This is a genomic window from Citrobacter koseri ATCC BAA-895, from assembly GCF_000018045.1.
In the GTDB taxonomy this organism is placed as follows: Bacteria; Pseudomonadota; Gammaproteobacteria; order Enterobacterales; family Enterobacteriaceae; genus Citrobacter_B; species Citrobacter_B koseri.
This window is the reverse complement of the sequence record NC_009792.1, coordinates 347,898-368,316: the sequence shown is the minus strand read 5'-3', so window position 1 is coordinate 368,316 and position 20,419 is coordinate 347,898. Positions and strand designations below refer to the sequence as shown.

Genomic DNA, 20,419 nt, shown 5'->3' with positions numbered 1-20,419 from the left:
GTCAGACACCCAGTAGGCGGAGCATCTCTGCTTCGTCGATCACGTCAATCCCCAGTTCCTGCGCTTTCGCCAGCTTAGATCCTGCCGCTTCGCCCGCAATTACCAGATCGGTTTTTTTCGATACGCTGCCCGCCACTTTTGCCCCCAGCGCCACGAGACGCGCTTTCGCATCATCTCGCGACATCAGGCTGAGGCTGCCCGTCAGGACGATCGTTTTACCGGCAAACGGGCTGTCGATTTCGTCGGCGTTAACCACGATCGGCGCAGGCCAGTGAATGCCTTCCGCCAGTAACTGCCCGATCACGTCCCGGTTACTCTCTTCAGCAAAGAAGTTAAAGACGTGCGTAGCGACCACAATGCCGACATCCGGCACTTTTTGCAGTTCGTCGATAGAGGCCGCTTCCAGCGCCTCTAACGTACCGAAGTACGCCGCCAGCCCTGCCGCCGTGGCTTCGCCCACTTCGCGGATACCGAGCGCATAGAGGAATCGCGCGAAGGTGGTCTCTTTCGCTTTTTCCAGCGCATTCACCACATTCTGCGCCGATTTCGGCCCCATACGATCCAGACCCGTCAGTTTGCCTGCCGTCAGACGGAACAGATCTGCCGGGGTGTGGACATATTCTTTCTCGACAAGCTGGTCGATAATTTTATCGCCCATGCCGTCAACGTCCATTGCCCGGCGGGAAACAAAGTGCTTGAGCGACTCTTTGCGCTGCGCGCCGCAGATCAGGCCGCCGGTACAGCGAGCGACCGCTTCGCCTTCCACGCGCTCAACATCAGAACCGCACACCGGGCAATGCGTCGGGAACTCGACCGGGCGCGTCTCTTCCGGGCGTTCGGAAAGCACCACGTTCACCACCTGCGGGATCACATCCCCCGCGCGGCGAATCACCACTTTGTCGCCAATGCGCAGGCCAAGACGCTCAATTTCATCCGCGTTGTGCAAGGTGGCGTTGCTGACCAGCACACCCGCAACATGCACCGGTTCGAGACGGGCGACGGGCGTGATCGCGCCAGTCCGCCCCACCTGGAACTCTACATCGCGTACAAACGTCATTTGCTCCTGCGCCGGGAACTTAAAGGCCACCGCCCAGCGCGGCGCGCGGGCGACGAATCCAAGCTGTTCCTGCAACGCCATCGAGTTGACTTTAATCACCACGCCGTCAATGTCAAAACCCAGCGTCGGGCGGTCTTCTTCCACTTTGTGATAGAAGTCCAGCACCGCTTCGGGAGAGTCGCACAGCGTCACCCGGTCGCTTACCGGAAGCCCCCAGGCTTTAAATTGCAGCAAGCGCCCCAGATGCGTATCAGGCAGTTCGCCACCTTCCAGAATGCCGACGCCGTAGCAAAAGAAAGTGAGCGGTCGCTTCGCGGTAATACGCGGATCAAGCTGGCGCAACGACCCCGCCGCAGCGTTACGCGGGTTGGCAAATACTTTATTACCGGTGCGGCGCGCCTCTTCATTAATTTTTTCAAACCCGGCCTGCGGCAGGAAAACTTCGCCACGAACCTCCAGACGCGCCGGAATGTTATCGCCACGCAGCTTCAGCGGAATAGCGCGAATGGTACGCACATTGGAGGTGATGTCCTCGCCGGTCGTTCCATCTCCACGCGTTGCCGCGCTGATCAGCACGCCGTTTTCATACAGGATGCTGACGGCCAGGCCGTCCAGCTTCAGCTCGCAGCACCAGGTCAGTTTATCGCCGCTTTTTAGCCGATCCTGCACGCGCTTGTTAAACGCCAGAAAACTCTCTTCATCAAACACGTTGTCCAGCGACAACATGGGCACTTCGTGGCGAATCTGGCTGAACGCCGCCAGCGGCGCCGCTCCGACGCGTTGGCTCGGGGAGTCCGGCGTAATTAAATCTGGATGCTGCGCTTCCAGCTCACGAAGTTCGCGCATCAGACGGTCATACTCAGCGTCCGGGATCTCCGGCGCATCCATCACATGGTAAAGATACTCATGATGGCGAAGCGTGGTTCGCAGTTCTGTCAGTTGTTGTTCGATTGATTCCATATCGCACCATCAATGATAAAAAACCCCCGACAGGCGGGGGTTCAGAAAGGGGGGATCACGCCTGGGTTTCTCAGGCGTTGGATTCTTTCACTTCGCGAATGCGATCCTGATATTCACGCAGTTTCTGCGGCGTCATCATCCGGCGCTGGTCATCAAGCACCACGCCGCCGACTTCATCAGCGATATGCTGCGCAGACTGGAGCATCAGCTTAAAGTTTTGCAGCTCGTCGCCGTAAGAAGGCACCTGCATAAAGATAGTGACCCCCGGCGTGGAGAAATCACCGGTCATTTCAGGATCAAACGTTCCCGGGTTCACCATGTTGGCCAGGCTAAACAGCGCAGGGCCGCTGCCATCCGGGCTCAGGTGGCGATGGAAAATATTCATATCGCCAAATTTGAAGCCCGCTTGCTGGATGCTGTTCAGCAGCACTTCGCCGCTAAGCTCGCTGCCATGATGAGCGGCGACGTTCATAATAATGACCGCTTCTTTACGCTGCGGTTTTTCCGCGACAGGCGCTTCTTCCACTACTGGTTCAGGTGCTGGCGCAGGCTCTGCGACAGGTTCCGCTGGCTGGAAAGTCTGCGGAGCAGGCTGAGGCGCAGGTTGCTGTGGCGCTGGCTGAACAGGCTGTTGCGGCGCAGACTGAACCTGCGGCGCTACCGGCTGTTGCTGTACTGGCTGCTGCACAGGCTGTGCCGGTTGTTGTGCCGGTTGCGGTTGCGACGGCTGCCCATACTGCGGCCGTTGCTGCGGCTGCGCTGGCGCTTCAGGCGGCTGCTGAGCCGGTTGACGAGGCTGCGCAGACGCATAAGGCGGCTGGTATTGGTGTTGCGGCGACTGACGAGGCGCATCATGCTCCTGAGCGTTGCCGGGGGCATGATTCACGCGGTGAACACGAACTTCACCCACGCCTTCCTCTTCTTCGACGTCATCGTCGTAAGAATCGTCGTCACGTTTTGACTTCATGCGTTTCAGTGGACGATCGCGGAACATAGAAGATCGTTCTTTACGGCTGGTCCAGAAACCATGTACCAGTAAAGCGATTATGGCGATCGCGCCAACAATGATTAATATCAGACGCAAATCCTGCATCATTATATTCTCTGTTGTTCTAACACCTTGCCACCACGGCAAACATTTACTCACTAAGAGTATTTGCCGATTACGTCAAGTGCAAGTGCGCTCTTGGCTTTCACAGCATAAAGATGAACGAAATCGTGCTTTTTGCTGTTTTTTCGAACATTTCTTAACTGGCGAACGCGTCACAACCCGGTAAGATACGCAAAGTTTACCCGGGGCTTTATTAAAGGAGCATGTCCTGATTATGGTGTCATCATCCGCAACTGCACCTCGCAGCGGCTTTTACTATTTCTCACAGGGGTGGAAACTGGTCACACAACCGGGGATCCGTCGCTTTGTTATTTTGCCGTTACTGGTAAACATTTTGCTGATGGGCGGCGCATTCTGGTGGCTGTTTACGCAACTGGACGTCTGGATCCCTTCGCTGATGAGCCACGTTCCCGACTGGTTGCAGTGGTTAAGCTATCTGCTGTGGCCCATTGCGGTCATCTCGGTTTTACTGGTCTTCGGCTATTTCTTTTCAACCATTGCCAACTGGATCGCCGCCCCTTTCAATGGGCTGCTGGCGGAACAGCTTGAGGCGCGCCTGACCGGCGCAACGCCGCCAGATACCGGCGTACTGGGTATTATGAAAGATGTGCCGCGCATTATGAAACGCGAATGGCAAAAGTTCATCTGGTATCTGCCGCGCGCCATTGTGCTGTTAATTCTCTATTTTATTCCAGGAGTCGGGCAAACCGTCGCCCCGGTGCTGTGGTTCCTGTTCAGCGCGTGGATGCTGGCGATTCAGTATTGCGACTATCCCTTCGACAACCACAAAGTCCCGTTCAAAGAGATGCGCACCGCCCTGCGCACGCAGAAAGTCGCCAATATGCAGTTCGGCGCGTTAACCAGTTTGTTCACCATGATCCCGGTGCTTAACCTGGTGATCATGCCCGTCGCCGTGTGTGGCGCAACGGCGATGTGGGTTGATTGCTACCGCTCCAAACATGCATTATGGAAATGAATCACAGCACACTCATAAACCTGTAAAATAGTTGTATAAAAAAGGAGGGGCTTATGCCGCTCCTTATTCCATCCAGGTAACCATTATTTCCCTTCCGAATATAGATATGCTAAATCCTTACTTCCGCATATTCTCTGAGCAGGTATGCTAGCCCATGTATCCCAATTTCATACAGTTAAGGACAGGCCATGAGTAAGATTTTTGAAGATAACTCGCTGACTATCGGTCATACGCCGCTGGTTCGACTGAACCGTATCGGTAACGGACGCATTCTGGCGAAGGTAGAATCACGTAACCCGAGCTTCAGCGTTAAATGCCGTATCGGTGCCAATATGATTTGGGATGCCGAAAAACGCGGCGTGCTGAAACCGGGCGTCGAACTGGTGGAACCGACCAGCGGCAACACCGGTATCGCGCTGGCTTATGTTGCTGCCGCGCGTGGCTACGAGCTGACGCTGACCATGCCAGACACCATGAGCGTTGAGCGTCGCAAACTGCTCAAAGCGCTGGGGGCAAACCTCGTACTGACCGAAGGCGCGAAAGGCATGAAAGGCGCTATCCAGAAAGCGGAAGAGATTGTCGCCAGCGATCCAGAAAAATACCTGCTGCTTCAGCAGTTCAGCAACCCGGCTAACCCGGAAATTCACGAAAAAACCACCGGCCCGGAAATCTGGGAAGATACCGATGGTCAGGTCGATGTCTTTATCTCCGGCGTCGGCACCGGCGGTACGCTGACAGGCGTCACCCGCTACATCAAAGGCACCAAAGGCAAAACGGACCTCATTACCGTAGCAGTAGAACCGACCGACTCTCCGGTTATCGCGCAGGCGCTGGCTGGTGAAGAACTGAAGCCCGGCCCGCACAAAATTCAGGGCATTGGCGCAGGCTTCATTCCGGGCAACCTCGATCTGAAACTGATTGATAAAGTTGTCAGCATCACAAATGAAGAAGCCATTTCCACCGCTCGTCGCCTGATGGAAGAAGAAGGTATTCTGGCGGGGATCTCTTCCGGCGCGGCCGTTGCGGCAGCGCTTAAGCTCCAGGAAGATGAAACCTTTACCAATAAGAATATTGTGGTTATCCTACCGTCATCGGGTGAGCGTTATCTGAGCACTGCTTTGTTTGCCGATCTCTTTACTGAAAAAGAACTGCAACAGTAATGCCAGCATGTTAAAAACGCGTAAAAAAGCACCCTTTTGGGTGCTTTTTTGTGGCCTGCTTCAAATTTTCAACCCTCCTGGCATTGATTCACCCTGCCGGGTCTGGTATTTAACCAGACTAATTATTTTGATGCCCGAAATTAATCGTTACAGGAAAAGCGCTAGCTGAATCGATTTAATGATTTGGTTCAAGTCTTCCTTTCACGGCATAATGTTTAATGACGAGCGAAACGTCAGCGGCCAGCAGTTGCCAGCAACGGATTGCGCATAACACCTGGTGTGTCGCGTCCCGTTTACGCCGACGCTAACAATACAGGCTAAAGTCAAACCGCCAGGCTAGACTTTAGTTCCACAACACTAAACCTATAAGTTGGGGAAATACAATGTTCCAGCAAGAAGTTACCATTACCGCTCCGAACGGTCTGCACACCCGCCCTGCTGCTCAGTTTGTTAAAGAAGCGAAAGGCTTCACTTCTGAGATTACTGTGACTTCCAACGGCAAAAGCGCCAGCGCAAAAAGCCTGTTCAAACTACAGACTCTGGGCCTGACTCAGGGCACCGTTGTCACCATCGCTGCTGAAGGCGAAGACGAACAAAAAGCGGTAGAGCATCTGGTCAAACTGATGGCGGAACTCGAGTAAGTTCCCGGGTTCTTTTAAAAATCAGTCACAAGTAAGGTAGGGTTATGATTTCAGGCATTTTAGCATCCCCGGGTATCGCTTTCGGCAAAGCACTGCTGCTGAAAGAAGACGAAATCGTCATTGACCGGAAAAAAATTTCTGCCGACAAGGTTGATCAGGAAGTTGAACGTTTTCTGAGCGGTCGTGCCAAGGCATCTGCGCAACTGGAAGCGATCAAAACGAAAGCTGGTGAAACGTTCGGTGAAGAAAAAGAAGCCATCTTTGAAGGGCATATCATGCTGCTCGAAGATGAGGAGCTGGAGCAGGAAATCATAGCCCTGATTAAAGATAAGAACATGACGGCTGACGCAGCTGCGCATGAAGTTATCGAAGGTCAGGCCACTGCCCTGGAAGAACTGGATGATGAATACCTGAAAGAACGCGCGGCTGACGTGCGTGACATTGGTAAGCGCCTGCTGCGCAACATCCTGGGTCTGGCAATCATCGACCTGAGCTCAATCAAGGACGAAGTCATCCTGGTTGCCGCTGACCTGACCCCATCAGAAACCGCACAGCTGAACCTGCAAAAGGTGCTGGGTTTCATCACTGACGCAGGTGGACGTACCTCCCACACCTCTATCATGGCGCGTTCTCTGGAACTGCCGGCCATCGTGGGCACCGGTAACGTCACCTCTCAGGTGAAAAACGACGACTATCTGATTCTGGATGCCGTAAACAATCAGGTTTACGTCAATCCAACCAACGAAGAAATTGAAAAACTGCGCGCCGTTCAGGAGCAGGTTGCAACCGAGAAAGCGGAACTCGCTAAACTGAAAGATCTGCCGGCTATCACGCTGGACGGTCATCAGGTAGAAGTTTGCGCCAACATCGGTACCGTTCGTGACGTTGAAGGCGCAGAGCGCAATGGCGCGGAAGGCGTTGGTCTGTATCGTACTGAATTCCTGTTCATGGACCGTGACGCGCTGCCGACTGAAGAAGAACAGTTTGCGGCGTACAAAGCCGTCGCTGAAGCCTGCGGCTCTCAGGCGGTTATCGTCCGTACTATGGATATCGGCGGCGACAAAGAACTGCCGTACATGAACTTCCCGAAAGAAGAGAACCCGTTCCTGGGCTGGCGTGCGGTACGTATCGCGATGGATCGCAAAGAGATCCTGCGTGATCAGGTTCGTGCCATTCTGCGCGCCTCTGCGTTCGGTAAACTGCGCATCATGTTCCCGATGATCATCTCTGTTGAAGAAGTTCGCGCGCTGCGCAAAGAGATTGAAATCTACAAACAGGAACTGCGCGACGAAGGTAAAGCATTTGATGAAAGCATTGAGATTGGCGTGATGGTGGAAACACCGGCAGCGGCAACTATTGCTCGTCATTTAGCCAAAGAAGTTGATTTCTTTAGTATCGGCACCAATGATTTAACGCAGTACACCCTGGCAGTTGACCGTGGTAATGATATGATTTCACATCTTTACCAGCCAATGTCACCGTCCGTGCTGAACTTGATCAAGCAAGTTATTGATGCTTCTCATGCTGAAGGTAAATGGACTGGCATGTGTGGTGAGCTTGCAGGCGACGAACGTGCTACACTTCTGTTGCTGGGGATGGGTCTGGACGAATTCTCTATGAGCGCCATTTCTATCCCGCGCATTAAGAAGATTATCCGTAACACGAACTTCGAAGATGCGAAGGTGTTAGCAGAGCAGGCTCTTGCTCAACCGACAACGGACGAGTTAATGACGCTGGTTAACAAGTTCATTGAAGAAAAAACAATCTGCTAATCCACGAGATGCGGCCCAATTTACTGCTTAGGAGAAGATCATGGGTTTGTTCGATAAACTAAAATCTCTGGTTTCTGATGATAAGAAAGACACCGGAACTATTGAGATTGTTGCTCCGCTCTCTGGCGAGATCGTCAACATCGAAGACGTGCCGGATGTAGTTTTTGCCGAGAAAATCGTTGGCGATGGCATTGCTATCAAACCAACCGGTAACAAAATGGTCGCGCCAGTAGACGGCACCATCGGCAAAATCTTTGAAACCAACCATGCGTTCTCTATCGAATCGGATAGCGGCATTGAGCTGTTCGTTCACTTCGGTATCGACACCGTTGAACTGAAAGGCGAAGGCTTCAAGCGTATTGCTGAAGAAGGTCAACGCGTTAAAGTTGGCGATCCGGTAATTGAGTTCGATCTGCCGCTGCTGGAAGAAAAAGCCAAGTCTACCCTGACTCCGGTTGTTATCTCCAACATGGACGAAATCAAAGAACTGATCAAACTGTCCGGTAGCGTGACTGTGGGTGAAACCCCGGTTATCCGCATCAAGAAGTAATTCTTGCCGCAGGGAAAAATGGCGCCGACTGGCGCCATTTTTTTATCCTGGTTACGGTAAAACCGCGCCTGATGGCGCTGCGCTTATCGGGCCTACAATAAAAGATCGTAGGCCGGATAAGGCGTTTTTCGCCGCCATCCGGCATAGTTACGCGCTCACAACAGCGAGGTGACTGGACGGTAGCACTTCTCGCGCATCAGGATCTTCATCCCTTCCGGCCCGCTTTCCAGCATCCGCTTCTCCGAGTCCGACACCAGCAATTCGCACTGATAGCCGCCCGCAATGCCGAACATCGCGCGCGCCACGCAGATATCCTCCAGCGCATCAAGCCCGCTCGTTTCAAAGTGACCAACCACACGCCCCTGCTGGCGAACCACCAGCCGATAACTCTTCATCGCGCCTCCCCTGCCGGTGGCAGAATCAACTCATCACACCCGCAGCGCTGCGTCCAGGTCATCACCTCCAGCACGCGCTCTGCGGCATGTCGCGTCGCCGCCGTCAGCGCTTTCCCCTGCACAATACCGCTCACCAGTTCGGCGCAGAACAGATCGCCCGTCCCTTTTAAATCGGTTTCCACACGCGGGTGTTCAATCACATCCACGCCGCCGTTCGTCACCACCGCCACATTGATGGTATCCGCCGTCTGGCCTGGCGCACTGGTGATCACAATCCACTTCAGCGTGTCGGAAAGCAGCGATTTCGCCGCTGCAACCGCTTCATCCAGCGTGCCGCACGGTTTGCCGCTGAGCATCTCCAGCTCGAACACATTCGGCGTCAGCCCCTGCGCCAACGGCAGCAGATAATGACGATACGCCTGCGGGATCTCCGCTTTCACATACATTCCGCTGTCCGTGTCGCCAATCACCGGATCGACCAGAATGCACACCTCAGGATGCGCGATCCGCACCGTTTCCAGCCATTTCGCCAGCAGAACGATTTGTTCCGCACTGCCCATATAGCCTGTCGTGACCGCTTTAAGCTCACGCAGCGCATCCCGCTCATTTAAGGCCTGGAGATAACCGCTGAACCAGTCGGCAGGAATAATGCCGCCGTAAAACGTTTCATAATGCGGCGTATTACTGAACAGCACCGTGGGCACCGCCGTCACCCGCAAGCCCTGCGCTTTAATCGCCGGTACGGCAATACTGTTGCCTACGCTGCCGTACACCACCTGTGACTGAACGGCGACAATGTCGGTCTGTAAAGCCCGATGCTTATCGTCGAAGAGCACTGACTGTATTTCACTATCCTGCCCCATTTACCTCTCCTCTCACTGGACAGCGGGCTAACGCCTCACTATTATCGTCATATGCTAAAATTCATTTTGTCATAGGTCAATAATGATCGACGGAAAAACCGCCAGCGAAATCTTTGACAGTATTCGTCAGCATGTCACCACCGGCGCACTGGCGCCAGGGGAAACGCTGCCGCCGGTGCGGGAACTGGCATCGGAATTAAGCGTGAACCGCAATACTGTCGCGGCGGCTTACAAACGGCTGGTGACATCCGGCCTGGCCCTGAGCCAGGGACGTAACGGTACGGTCATTAAAGGTGCGCCTTCTCCGCTCGCGCTGGAAGGAAGCAGTCCCGATACGCCGCTGACCGATCTTTCCGGCGGCAATCCCGATCCCCAACGGCTGCCCGATCTCAGCAGTTATTTTTCGACAATAAATAAGTCACCGCGTCTTTACGGCGATGCGGCCGTTTCTCCCACCCTTCACGCGTGGGCGAAGCAGTGGATGCAGGATGCCATACCTGGCGAAGGCGAGATTGATATCACCAGTGGGGCGATTGACGCCATCGAGCGTCTGCTGTGCGCCCATTTACTGCCGGGTGACAGCGTGGCGGTGGAAGATCCCTGCTTTTTAAGCAGCATCAGTATGCTGCGCTACGCCGGTTTTTCTGCCATCCCCGTCGGCGTCGATAGCGAAGGTATGCAGCCTGAGATGCTGGAGCAGGCGCTGAAAAATGGCGCCCGCGCCGTCATTTTAACCCCGCGCGCCCACAATCCTACGGGGTGCAGTTTGAGCGCCTCCCGCGCCGCCGCGCTACAGAACATTGTGGCAAAATACCCGCAAGCGCTGGTTATTATCGACGACCACTTTGCCCTGCTCTCTTCATCTCCCTGGCACCCGGTGATCGCCCCGGAGACGCTACACTGGTCAGTGGTTCGCTCGATGTCAAAGACGCTGGGGCCGGATCTGCGTCTTGCCATTGTCGCCAGCGATCCCGCCACCTCAGCCAGACTGCGCCTGCGCCTTAATTCCGGCAGTCAGTGGGTCAGTCATCTGTTGCAAGATTTAGTGCATGCCTGTCTGAGTGACAAAAACTATCAGCGAACGCTGGCGCAGACCCGGAAATTTTATGCTTCGCAGCAGCAGAAGCTGGCCTGCGCGCTCCAGCGAACCGGGCTTACACACGCCCCTGGCGATGGGCTGAATGCGTGGTTGCCGTTGAAAAGCCACAGCCAGAGCATCGCGTTTATGCTGGCGAAAGCGGGCTGGCTGGTACGAGAAGGCGAAGCATTTGGCGTCAACGCGCCCGCCCACGGTCTGCGCATTACGCTGTCGACGCTGGGCGACGGCGATATCAACAAACTGGCGGCTGATATCCATCAGGCGTTAAAACGTTAACAGGAGAGAAAAAGTGCGAGTTCATTTTGTCGTTCATGAGTCTTTCGAATCTGCCGGAGCCTATCTGCAATGGGCTGAGGATCGCGGTTATCCCCTCTCCTGGTCCCGCGTGTATGCCGGTGAACCTGTCCCCGCCAATGCGGATGGTTTCGATATGCTGGTGGTGTTTGGCGGCCCGCAGTCACCGCGTACTACGCTCGAAGAGTGCCCATATTTTGACTCTTTAGCGGAGCAGCGGCTTATTAATCAGGCGATCTCTGCGCGTCGTATTGTGATCGGCATCTGTCTTGGTTCCCAGTTGATTGGTGAGGCGCTGGGCGCAAAAGTACGCCAGAGCCCGGAAAAGGAGATCGGCCACTATCCGATTACGCTGACGGAAGCCGGGAAACAGAATCCGCTGCTCGCTCATTTCGGCTCTCCGCTTGTGGTCGGGCACTGGCACAACGATATGCCAGGGTTAACCGATCAGTCGGTCGTTCTCGCGACAAGCGAAGGATGTCCGCGCCAGATCGTGCAATACGGTAACGCCGTCTACGGTTTTCAGTGCCATATGGAGTTTACCGCCGAGGCGGTAGAAGGGCTGATCCAGCATTCAGAACAGGAACTGGCTGCGGCAAAAGGGAAGCGCTTTATTCGCTCGAACGCCGAAATGCGCGAGTGGAATTATCAGGAGATGAACGAGAAACTGTGGCGCTTCCTCGACCTGCTGGTTGAGAAACGTAACGCTTGACGTTGCAGGCCGGATAAGACGCTTTGCGTCGTCATCCGGCGATCGTACTTTACGGTTGCCGGATGGCGCTACGCTTATCAGGCCTACAGGCTAAATCCCAGCCCCCTGGCTGAAGTGTTCTTCGCCAAAAACGCCGGTAGAAAGATAGCGATCGCCGCGATCGCAGATGATCGCAACCACCACGGCCCCCGGCGTCGCGCGGGCGACGCGTAACGCACCGGCAACCGCGCCGCCGGAACTCACACCGCAGAAAATACCTTCGCGTACTGCCAGTTCGCGCATGGTGTTTTCCGCCTCGCTCTGGTGAATATCCAGCACCTGATCCACAAGCTGAGCATTAAAAATACCCGGCATATATTCTGCGGGCCAGCGACGAATCCCCGGAATGCTGCTGCCCTCTTCCGGTTGCAGGCCAACAATCGTTACCGGTTTTTCCTGTTCGCGCAGGAAGCGCGACACACCGGTAATCGTGCCAGTTGTTCCCATACTGGAGACAAAGTGGGTGATGCGACCTGAGGTTTGCTGCCAGATTTCCGGCCCGGTCGTGGTGTAGTGCGCGTAAGGGTTGTCGGGATTGTTAAACTGATCGAGCAGCTTACCTTCTCCGCGTTCGGCCATTTCCAGCGCCAAATCGCGCGCGCCTTCCATCCCTTGCTCTTTAGACACCAGAATCAGATCCGCGCCATAGGCGCGCATCGCCGCGCGGCGCTCCTGGCTCATGTTGTCCGGCATCAGCAGTTTCATGCGATAGCCTTTCAGTGCGGCAATCATCGCCAGCGCAATACCGGTATTGCCGCTGGTCGCTTCAATCAGCACATCGCCGGGCTTAATTTCCCCGCGCTTTTCTGCCTGGACGATCATCGACAGCGCCGCCCGGTCTTTCACTGACCCGGCAGGGTTATTACCTTCCAGCTTGACCCAAATTTCACTGCCGTTATCCGGCGCCATCCGCTGCAATTTCACCAGAGGCGTATTGCCAATTGTTTGTTCTAATGTGTTCACTTCTCTGTCCAGTAAAAAGCCCGGTGGCGCTTCGCTTACCGGGCCTACGCAGATCATATTGTAGGCCGGGTCAGCGCAGCGCCACCCGGCAAAACTACGTGATATTAACCTATCAGGCCGATTCTGCCAGAGCAAGCTCCTCTTCGCGCGTCTCAATGCGCTGGTTGCCGTTGTACAACCGCGCATTTTGCAGCCCGACAAACAGCCGCTCGCCGCGCTGTGGGGGATTATCCCCCTGCATCACCACCGTCAGCGGTTCGTTATACCACCCCAGAGGCTGCACGACTAATTGGGTGTAGTGACCTTTCGGACTGGCCTCCAGCACCTGTACCGGCAGCGGGGAATCCAGACTGGTGCGGCGGCTGACATCCACCTCCCACGGACGCAGGAACAGATCGACCGCCCCCTGGTACGCTGGCGTATACCCCAGCGGCCAGCGATGCGCGCCAACGTGAAACTGACCGCCGCGAATCGTTCCCTGCAAACGGTTCACTTCGCCCATAAACTCCAGCACAAAGCGGGTGGCGGGTTCACGCCACACCTGGTCCGGCGCATCGGCCTGTTCAATGTTGCCCTGGCTCATCACCACCACGCGATCCGCCACTTCCGTAGCCTCTTCCTGATCGTGGGTGACAAACACGCTGGTAAATTTCAACTCTTCATGCAGCTGACGCAGCCAGCGGCGCAGCTCTTTACGCACCTGCGCATCAAGCGCGCCAAACGGTTCATCCAGCAGCAGGATCTGCGGCTCAACCGCTAACGCGCGCGCCAGCGCCACGCGCTGTTTCTGCCCGCCAGAAAGCTGTGCCGGAAAACGCTCCGCCAGATGGGCCAGTTGCACCATTTCCAGCAGCTTCGTCACTTTCGCTTTAATGGCCGCCGCATTCGGACGTTCGCGACGCGGCAGCACCGTCAGGCCAAAGGCGATATTGTCGAACACCGTCATATGACGAAACAGCGCATAGTGCTGAAAAACAAAGCCGACTTTACGATCGCGCGCGTGCAGACGGCTTACGTCTGTACCGTGAAAACGAATGTGCCCGCTGGTCTGATGCTCCAGCCCGGCAATAATACGCAGCAGCGTGGTTTTACCGGAACCGGACGGCCCCAGCAAGGCAACCATCTGACCTGAAGGAATATCCAGCGAGATATCGTTCAGCACCTGGGTGCGACCAAAAGACTTCTTAATATTGGCAATCTCAATGCTCATGATTTTCCTCCTGTTGCGCGCGTTTTTCCTGATTTTCCAGGCGCCATTGCAACATACTCTTCAAAAACAGGGTAATAATCGCCATCAGCGTCAGCAGCGCGGCGGCGGTAAAGGAGCCGACGGTGTTGTAGTCCTGCTCCAGTAATTCAATCTGTAACGGCAGCGACAGGGTTTCGCCGCGAATCGAGCCGGAAACCACCGACACCGCGCCGAACTCGCCAATGGCGCGCGCGTTGGTCAGCACCACGCCGTACAGCAGCGCCCAGCGAATATTAGGCAACGTAACGCGACGGAACATTTGCCAGCCAGAAGCGCCAAGCAGAATCGCCGCTTCATCTTCCTGGCTGCCCTGACTCAGCATAACCGGCACCAGTTCACGCACCACAAACGGACAGGTGACGAAAATAGTGACCAGCACCATTCCCGGCCAGGCGAACATAATTTGCAGGTTGTGCTCATCCAGCCAGTCGCCCAGCGGGCCGTTCGAGCCGTAAAACAGCAGGTAGACCAGACCGGCCACCACCGGCGAGACGGCAAACGGAATATCCAGCAGCGTCAGCAGCAGCTGGCGACCGGGGAAATTAAAGCGCGTCACCAGCCACGCCAGCAGAACGCCAAACACCAGGTTTACCGGTACGGCAATCAGCGCAATCAACACCGTCAGCCAGATCGCGTGCAGCATGTCCGGGTCGGCCAGGTTCTGTAAGACCGGCATCAGCCCTTTGCTGAAGGCCTGTACGAAGATATAAATCATCGGCACCAGCAAAATAAACGCCGAAACCAGCATCCCGGTGCCAATCAGAAACCATTTTCCCCAGTTAATGCGGGGGGCGTCATAACGCTTCAATTGGGTAACTTCCGCCATTAGTGACCTACCACACGTCGACCAAAGCGACTTTGCAGGGTGTTAATCGAGAACAGCAGCAACAGCGACGCCGCGAGGATCACCGACGCAATCGCGCTGGCCGCCGGATAGTCAAACTCCTGCAAACGAACAAAAATCATCAGCGAGGTCACTTCGGTTTTCCACGCGATGTTCCCGGCAATAAAAATCACCGCGCCGAACTCGCCGAGGCTACGGGTAAACGAGAGCGCAATACCCGCCACCAGCGCAGGAGACAGCTCCGGCAACACCACTTTGCGGAAACTTTGCAGGCGCGTTGCGCCGAGCGTTTCCGCCGCTTCTTCATATTCCGGGCCTAACTCTTCCAGTACCGGCTGCACCGTGCGCACTACAAACGGGATGCTGGTAAAAGCCATCGCTACCGCGATGCCAAGCCAGGTGTAAGTCACTTTGATATCAAACTTCGCCAGCCATTCGCCGTAAAAACCGTTCACGGAAAACAATGACGCCAGCGTCAGACCCGCCACCGCCGTCGGCAGGGCAAACGGCAGATCCATCAGCGCATCCAGCAGAGTACGTCCTGGAAAGCGATAGCGGGTTAAGATCCACGCCATCAGCAGGCCAAATACGCCGTTGAAGATTGATGCCACAAACGCCGACAACAGCGTGACTTTGTAGGCCGCTACCACCTGCGGGTTGGTGATAACCTCCCAGTATTGCGCCCAGCTCATTTGCGCCAGCTGCATCACCAGCGCGCTCAACGGAAGCAGCAATATCAGGCAGACGAACAACAGGCTGGTTCCGAGGCTTAAGGTAAAGCCGGGCAGCACACGTCTTGTCGATACTGCGAACATTACTTACGCCCCGCCGCCAACAGTTTGTCCAGCTCGCCGCCGCTGCCGAAGTGGGTTTTCATCACTTCCGGCCAGGAGCCAAACTGGTCTTCCACGCGGAACAGTTCGGTCTGCGGGAATTTATCTTTCAGTTTGTCCATCACTTCCGGGTTATTCACGCGGTAGTAGAAGTCGGTGATGATGGTCTGCGCCTGCGGGCTGTAGAGCCAGTTCAGGTAAGCCTTCGCCGCTTTTTCAGTACCGTTGGCCTGTACGTTTTTATCCACCCATGCCACCGGGAATTCGGCCAGAATATTGGTTTTCGGGATAACGACTTCAAATCCCTGCGCTTCATACTGTTTACGGATGTTATTCACTTCCGATTCAAAGCTAATCAGCACATCGCCCAGGCCGCGTTCCGCAAAGGTGGTGGTTGCACCGCGACCGCCGGTGTCAAACACTTCGACGTTCTTCAGGAACTGGGTCATAAACTGCTCGGTTTTGGCTTTGTCGCCACCGTCAGCTTTATCCGCCGCGCCCCATGCAGCCAGATACGTGTAACGGGCGTTGCCTGAGGTTTTCGGGTTCGGGAAAATCAGTTTTACATCGGAACGCACAAGGTCATTCCAGTCATGGATATTTTTCGGATTCCCTTTGCGCACCAGGAATCCCATCGTGGAATAGAACGGTGAGCTATTATTCGGCAGACGGCTTTGCCAGTCGGCAGGGATCAGCTTGCCTTTGTCATGCAGGATCTGCACGTCCGTGACCTGGTTATAGGTCACTACGTCAGCTTTCAGCCCTTGCAGGATCGCCAGTGCTTGTTTTGACGAACCGGCGTGAGACTGCTTGATGGTCAGCTTATCGCCGCCATTATCTTTCGCCCACTGCTGTTCAAACGGCGGATTAAGGGCGGCAAACAGTTCGCGAGAAACGTCGTATGAGCTGTTCAGCAGCTCTGTTGCCTGCGCCTGCGTGACCAACAACAGCATCGCGCTCAGCGCCAGGTATCTTTTTTTCAGTAAGTTAACAGCCATTGCGCACCCTTATAAATTTGATGACTTTCTTATGGTCATAATATTTATAACGGGTACGAAAGGAGTAACGGTTTTATATACCGTTTGATGATTTGAAAGTCGAAAAGGGAATAAGAGAATCCCTCCCCACATGCGGTGAGGAGGAAAGCGGCGTTAATCAGACGCCCACGCTCACGCTTTCAGGCAGCGTGCTGCCGCCATCAATCACGTTTTGCGTCCCGGTCAAATAGCTGGACTCATCCGATGCCAGGAAGGCCGCCAGTTCACCCACTTCGAGCGGACAGGCCAGACGGCGCATCGGGATCGCTTTCGCCATTTCGGTGAGTACCGATTCAGGATCGTCAGGATTAGACTGACGGGCGATATTTTCCGCCATCGGCGTGCGGACATAACCCGGACAGATTGCGTTCACACGAACGCCGGACTGCGCATACTCCACGGCCAGGGACTTGGTGAGTCCGATAATCGCCGCTTTAGACAGGGCATAAGCCGTTTCGCCTGGATCGGCCACCATATCCCCGGTCACGGAGGACATCATGACGATACGCCCATCTTTGCGTTCAACCATTTCCGGCAGAACGGCTTTTGTGACATTCCAGACGCCTTTGATATTAATATCGATATGGAAATCGCGATCTTCTTCGCTCATGTCGAGGAAGTTGCCCAACCGGCAAACACCCGCATTGTTGACCAGAATATCAATTTTACCTTCTATCTTTTTCGCGCGCGCCACTGCCGCCGCGACCGATGCAAAATCCCTGACATCCGCTTTGATGGCGGTACAACGATGACCGCGTCCGCCCAGCTCATCCGCCAGTTTTTCCGCCTCATCGGAGATATCCAGCAAAATTAAATTCGCGCCGTGGCGAGCAAACACTCTGGCGATCCCCTCGCCAATGCCCTGTGACGCGCCGGTAATCAATGCCGTTTTGCCCGTGAGTTTACCCATTTCAATGTTCTCCTTTTCAGTCTGTTGCAGCGCATAAGCGGTGCGTCTTATGCGCTACTCTCGTCTCCAGCGAAACTACGATGAAGCCTTACACTCCATTAACATTGAAAATACAGAAAAAACAAATAAGTGCTGCGGAACAGCTCACTAATTAGGGTAAATCTTACGTAAAAGTCCCTAGCTCCTGCCTAAAAGATTAATCAGCTCGCTGCTGCGCTCAATCATACGAAGCGACTCAACATCATTGAGCTGCACCATGCCAACAAACAACAGATCGGTCACCGAGTTCTGCGCGGTTCGGGTGGACATGGACGAACTGCGCCATTCGGTCTCACCGGATACGGTATCCAGCGTGTAATCGGCCAGCCGCCGCAGCGGAGAGTCCGTCAAAGAGGTGATCGCAATCACCGTCGCCCCCTGCTTACGCGCCGCTTCAGCGCAAAGCACGATCTCCTTTTTCGACCCGCTGTAGGAAATGGCTATTTGCACGTCCCCTTCCTGCAAGGCCTGAGCAATGGTTGCCTGCACATGGGTATCGACCTCGCAGGCCACGCGATAACCAATTTTCATCAGCTTGAAGGATAAATCCCGTCCTACCAGCGCCGAACCGCCGACGCCCGTAATCTGAATAAGCCGGGCCTTGCTGATCAGGTTAATCACCTGCTTCAGGCGATCGAAATCCATCAGACTACAGGTTTCCTCCAGCGCAAACATTTTTTCTCTGTTCAGCTTACGGGCAATCACCTCCAGGCTGTCTTCACTGGTAATCGTACTGTGCAGATGCAGCGCCGTGTCATGTTTCTTTTCCCGGTTGACGCTGTACTCCTCAATGAGCGCCATTCTGAGCTCGGTGAATCCCTTCGCGCCAAGCTTCTGGGCGAATTTCACAATACTGGACTGGCTGACTTCCAGCTGCTTCGCCAGATTGCGGGAAGAAACGGTTTTTAGCTCGCTGACATGGGCCAAAAGAAAGCTGGCAATTTTCTGTTCATTTTCCGTTAACTCTCCCTCTGCATTACGCATTTTCGCCAGATACAACATCGCTCTTCCGCTCCCGTCATCATGGAATCATTAATTCCAACGCACTGTTCGCAGGATAACACAACGCGGGTGAGAATTTGATAGCCCTCACAATATTTGTATTACGATTCAATGATTCTATTGTAAATATTTTTATGGAATATATGATTCCTTGCGTCTTTCATAGCAACAAAAAACTACACACAGAAAAGGATAATCATAATGAAACGTACTCTGAAGTCCCTGGCAATCTTTACTCTTCTCGCAACCAGCGCCAGCCATGCCGCCGTGATCTACCAGGCCAATGACGGATCGAATATCGATCTCTACGGGCGTCTCGGATTCAATATCTCTGACAAGAAATCAGGCGACACCTCGGGCGATTTTGACGCGCGTATCGGTTTCTCCGCCCGCCAGGCGATTAATGACAAGCTGGCCGTTATTGGTTTTACGCAGTATCAGGTAAATGCCGCAGAGTACGCGAACAACATCAGCGCGGAAAACCCGAATGACTTCACCGCGCGTTACGTCTGGGCAGGGATTGATTTTGCCGAATACGGCAAGCTGACCGGCGGGCGCGTGTCATCCGGCCTGATCATGTTCACGGATATCGGCGATGTGTTCGCCAGCTCCGATGTCGCAATGGCCCGCCAGGCAAACTTTGTTGACCCGACGGCGGTACAGGTTTTCCGTCAGGACGGCACCATTCAGTACCAGAACACATTCGGCAATTTTGATTTCTCTACCGCCTATATTCTGGGCAATAACACCTCCGATCTGGATTACGGTTATAATGCCGCCCTTCGCTATACGCTCGATATGGGCGATTTTGGCCGCCTCCAGCCGGTGATTGCCGGTCAGACAGAGAAAGCGAGCCATGACGATACATCCACGCTGTCGGATAATAATGTCGATAAGTACACCTTTTATGGCATCGGCACCCGCTACTACCTGGGCGATTTCATGTTCGGCCTGCTCTATGCCCAGGATAAAGTCACCTACCTCGACGGTTCTGCGGACAGCACCGATAAAGATTACGAAGCAACGCTGGTCTGGAACGTCAGCCCGGACTGGGCGTTACGTACCGGCTATCGCCATCTGAAAAATGAGGACGGCGACGGGCTGAAACTTCGCGACACCACCTTTGAAGCGCAGTACAAACTCACCGTTCGCAGTTCCATATTTGCGTCTTACTCCTGGCGTAATGGTGAAGAAGGGAAAAAACGGACGAACGGCAATGATGTCTCCTTTGGCGGCAGCAACCCGGCTGATGACTATTTCCACCTTGGCTTACGTTACGAATTCTGATTCCCCTTTTCCGGGAGAGTAAAAATGAAGAAATATTTTGTGTCCGCCGCAGCACTGTTGTTTTGCAGCCAGGCTTTTGCCGCTCCGCATCTCTTTATTGGCGATAACGTCAGCGTGCTGGCGGCCCGTTCGGCAAAAGTCAGTATTTTTAGTAAAGACGTGGCGCTGCCAGACGGCGCTCAAAAAATGGTAGTGAAGTTCGACAGTCCAGCAAATCCTGAATCGGTGAACAATAACCGGGGCCGCGTGACGTCTAACCCGTATATCATCTCGTTTAACGCTTCCGGCAATGTGGATCTGCAACTGTCTGCGGGAAAACCGCTGGACGAAAAAGAAGCCAGTCAGATGGCGCAAAAACCGGTATTCACCCTGACGGCGGCCGGGAAACCCGTACCGTTTGATATCAAAATTCTCGACCGTGACAGCATCACCGTGTTCACCGACCTGAGCGCCATCGTCAACGATGACAGCACGATGATACCTTCTCCGGCGCGCTCCGCTTCCCCGGCGGCGCCCGCCACTTCGCATGACCAGCTCTCCCAGCTACAGCAACTGTATCTGAAAGCTGACGACACCCAGAAAAAAGCATTCCTGAAATGGGCGCTAAACCTGTAAGGCTGTAAGTA

The 20,419-nt window shown here is 54.6% G+C and carries 20 protein-coding genes; 9 read left to right on the top strand and 11 right to left on the bottom strand.

The annotated features are described in order from the left end of the window. Window position 1 precedes the first annotated feature (1 nt). Both ligA and zipA read right to left on the bottom strand, forming a co-directional pair. Window positions 2–2,017, bottom strand: coding sequence for an NAD-dependent DNA ligase LigA (ligA, locus tag CKO_RS01705; RefSeq protein WP_012131372.1), 2,016 nt, complete (start codon window positions 2,015–2,017; stop codon window positions 2–4). Between the two features lie 70 nt (window positions 2,018–2,087). Further along, window positions 2,088–3,113: a cell division protein ZipA gene (gene zipA, locus CKO_RS01700; protein WP_012131371.1), complete on the bottom strand. Its 1,026-nt coding sequence runs from the start codon at window positions 3,111–3,113 to the stop codon at window positions 2,088–2,090. A 229-nt stretch (window positions 3,114–3,342) separates the two neighbouring features. Here zipA and cysZ point away from each other — a divergent pair, with 229 nt between their 5' ends. The 5 genes from cysZ to crr all read left to right on the top strand — a co-directional run bounded on the left by cysZ (window position 3,343) and on the right by crr (window position 8,227). Next, window positions 3,343–4,104 (top strand): sulfate transporter CysZ, encoded by a 762-nt coding sequence (gene cysZ, locus CKO_RS01695; RefSeq protein ID WP_012131370.1) that lies wholly within the window; start codon window positions 3,343–3,345, stop codon window positions 4,102–4,104. Between the two features lie 188 nt (window positions 4,105–4,292). Beyond that, window positions 4,293–5,264, top strand: a complete 972-nt coding sequence (gene cysK, locus CKO_RS01690) for a cysteine synthase A (RefSeq protein ID WP_012131369.1) — start codon at window positions 4,293–4,295, stop codon at window positions 5,262–5,264. Window positions 5,265–5,647: 383 nt separating this feature from the next. Then, window positions 5,648–5,905, top strand: a complete 258-nt coding sequence (gene ptsH, locus CKO_RS01685) for a phosphocarrier protein Hpr (RefSeq protein ID WP_005971891.1) — start codon at window positions 5,648–5,650, stop codon at window positions 5,903–5,905. Window positions 5,906–5,949: 44 nt separating this feature from the next. Then, window positions 5,950–7,677, top strand: a complete 1,728-nt coding sequence (ptsI, locus tag CKO_RS01680; RefSeq protein WP_012131367.1) for a phosphoenolpyruvate-protein phosphotransferase PtsI — start codon at window positions 5,950–5,952, stop codon at window positions 7,675–7,677. 40 nt (window positions 7,678–7,717) lie between these two features. Beyond that, on the top strand, window positions 7,718–8,227 hold the full coding sequence (gene crr, locus CKO_RS01675) for a PTS glucose transporter subunit IIA (protein WP_000522253.1): 510 nt from the start codon (window positions 7,718–7,720) through the stop codon (window positions 8,225–8,227). 155 nt (window positions 8,228–8,382) lie between these two features. Here the strand turns inward: crr and CKO_RS01670 are convergent, their stop codons facing one another. Together CKO_RS01670 and pdxK are read right to left on the bottom strand one after the other, a co-directional pair. Beyond that, window positions 8,383–8,622: a hypothetical protein gene (locus tag CKO_RS01670; protein ID WP_012131365.1), complete on the bottom strand. Its 240-nt coding sequence runs from the start codon at window positions 8,620–8,622 to the stop codon at window positions 8,383–8,385. Then, a complete protein-coding gene (gene pdxK, locus CKO_RS01665; protein ID WP_012131364.1) occupies window positions 8,619–9,485 on the bottom strand; it encodes a pyridoxine/pyridoxal/pyridoxamine kinase in 867 nt (288 codons plus the stop codon). The genes CKO_RS01670 and pdxK overlap by 4 nt, the downstream gene beginning before the upstream one ends. 82 nt (window positions 9,486–9,567) lie before the next feature. Between pdxK and ptsJ the strand changes: the two genes are divergently transcribed. Together ptsJ and CKO_RS01655 are read left to right on the top strand one after the other, a co-directional pair. After that, window positions 9,568–10,860 (top strand): MocR-like B6 salvage transcription factor PtsJ, encoded by a 1,293-nt coding sequence (ptsJ, locus tag CKO_RS01660; RefSeq protein ID WP_012131363.1) that lies wholly within the window; start codon window positions 9,568–9,570, stop codon window positions 10,858–10,860. Between the two features lie 13 nt (window positions 10,861–10,873). Continuing rightward, window positions 10,874–11,590 carry a type 1 glutamine amidotransferase gene (locus CKO_RS01655; protein ID WP_012131362.1) on the top strand — a complete coding sequence of 239 codons (717 nt, stop codon included), beginning with the start codon at window positions 10,874–10,876 and terminating at the stop codon, window positions 11,588–11,590. A gap of 90 nt (window positions 11,591–11,680) precedes the next feature. Here CKO_RS01655 and cysM read toward each other — a convergent pair whose 3' ends face one another. From cysM to murR, 7 genes are all read right to left on the bottom strand, one after another. After that, window positions 11,681–12,592, bottom strand: a complete 912-nt coding sequence (cysM, locus tag CKO_RS01650) for a cysteine synthase CysM (RefSeq protein ID WP_024130134.1) — start codon at window positions 12,590–12,592, stop codon at window positions 11,681–11,683. Between the two features lie 112 nt (window positions 12,593–12,704). Next, window positions 12,705–13,802, bottom strand: coding sequence for a sulfate/thiosulfate ABC transporter ATP-binding protein CysA (gene cysA / locus CKO_RS01645; RefSeq protein ID WP_012131360.1), 1,098 nt, complete (start codon window positions 13,800–13,802; stop codon window positions 12,705–12,707). Continuing rightward, window positions 13,792–14,667: a sulfate/thiosulfate ABC transporter permease CysW gene (gene cysW / locus CKO_RS01640; protein WP_012131359.1), complete on the bottom strand. Its 876-nt coding sequence runs from the start codon at window positions 14,665–14,667 to the stop codon at window positions 13,792–13,794. Before cysW ends, cysA begins: the two co-directional genes overlap by 11 nt. Continuing rightward, complete coding sequence (gene cysT, locus CKO_RS01635) at window positions 14,667–15,500, bottom strand: sulfate/thiosulfate ABC transporter permease CysT (protein ID WP_012131358.1); 834 nt, start codon at window positions 15,498–15,500, stop codon at window positions 14,667–14,669. Before cysT ends, cysW begins: the two co-directional genes overlap by 1 nt. Continuing rightward, window positions 15,500–16,516, bottom strand: coding sequence for a thiosulfate/sulfate ABC transporter substrate-binding protein CysP (gene cysP, locus CKO_RS01630; RefSeq protein WP_012131357.1), 1,017 nt, complete (start codon window positions 16,514–16,516; stop codon window positions 15,500–15,502). Before cysP ends, cysT begins: the two co-directional genes overlap by 1 nt. A 157-nt stretch (window positions 16,517–16,673) precedes the next feature. Beyond that, a complete protein-coding gene (ucpA, locus tag CKO_RS01625) occupies window positions 16,674–17,465 on the bottom strand; it encodes an SDR family oxidoreductase UcpA (RefSeq protein WP_012131356.1) in 792 nt (263 codons plus the stop codon). Between the two features lie 177 nt (window positions 17,466–17,642). Further along, the gene (murR, locus tag CKO_RS01620; RefSeq protein WP_012131355.1) at window positions 17,643–18,506 is read right to left on the bottom strand and encodes an HTH-type transcriptional regulator MurR; all 864 of its coding nucleotides are present in this window, start codon (window positions 18,504–18,506) and stop codon (window positions 17,643–17,645) included. 201 nt (window positions 18,507–18,707) lie between these two features. On the opposite strand from murR, the gene CKO_RS01615 reads away from it, so the two are divergent. Both CKO_RS01615 and CKO_RS01610 read left to right on the top strand, forming a co-directional pair. Further along, window positions 18,708–19,793: a porin gene (locus tag CKO_RS01615; protein ID WP_012131354.1), complete on the top strand. Its 1,086-nt coding sequence runs from the start codon at window positions 18,708–18,710 to the stop codon at window positions 19,791–19,793. Between the two features lie 24 nt (window positions 19,794–19,817). Further along, a complete protein-coding gene (locus CKO_RS01610; protein ID WP_012131352.1) occupies window positions 19,818–20,408 on the top strand; it encodes a DUF2057 family protein in 591 nt (196 codons plus the stop codon). Window positions 20,409–20,419: the final 11 nt, after the last annotated feature.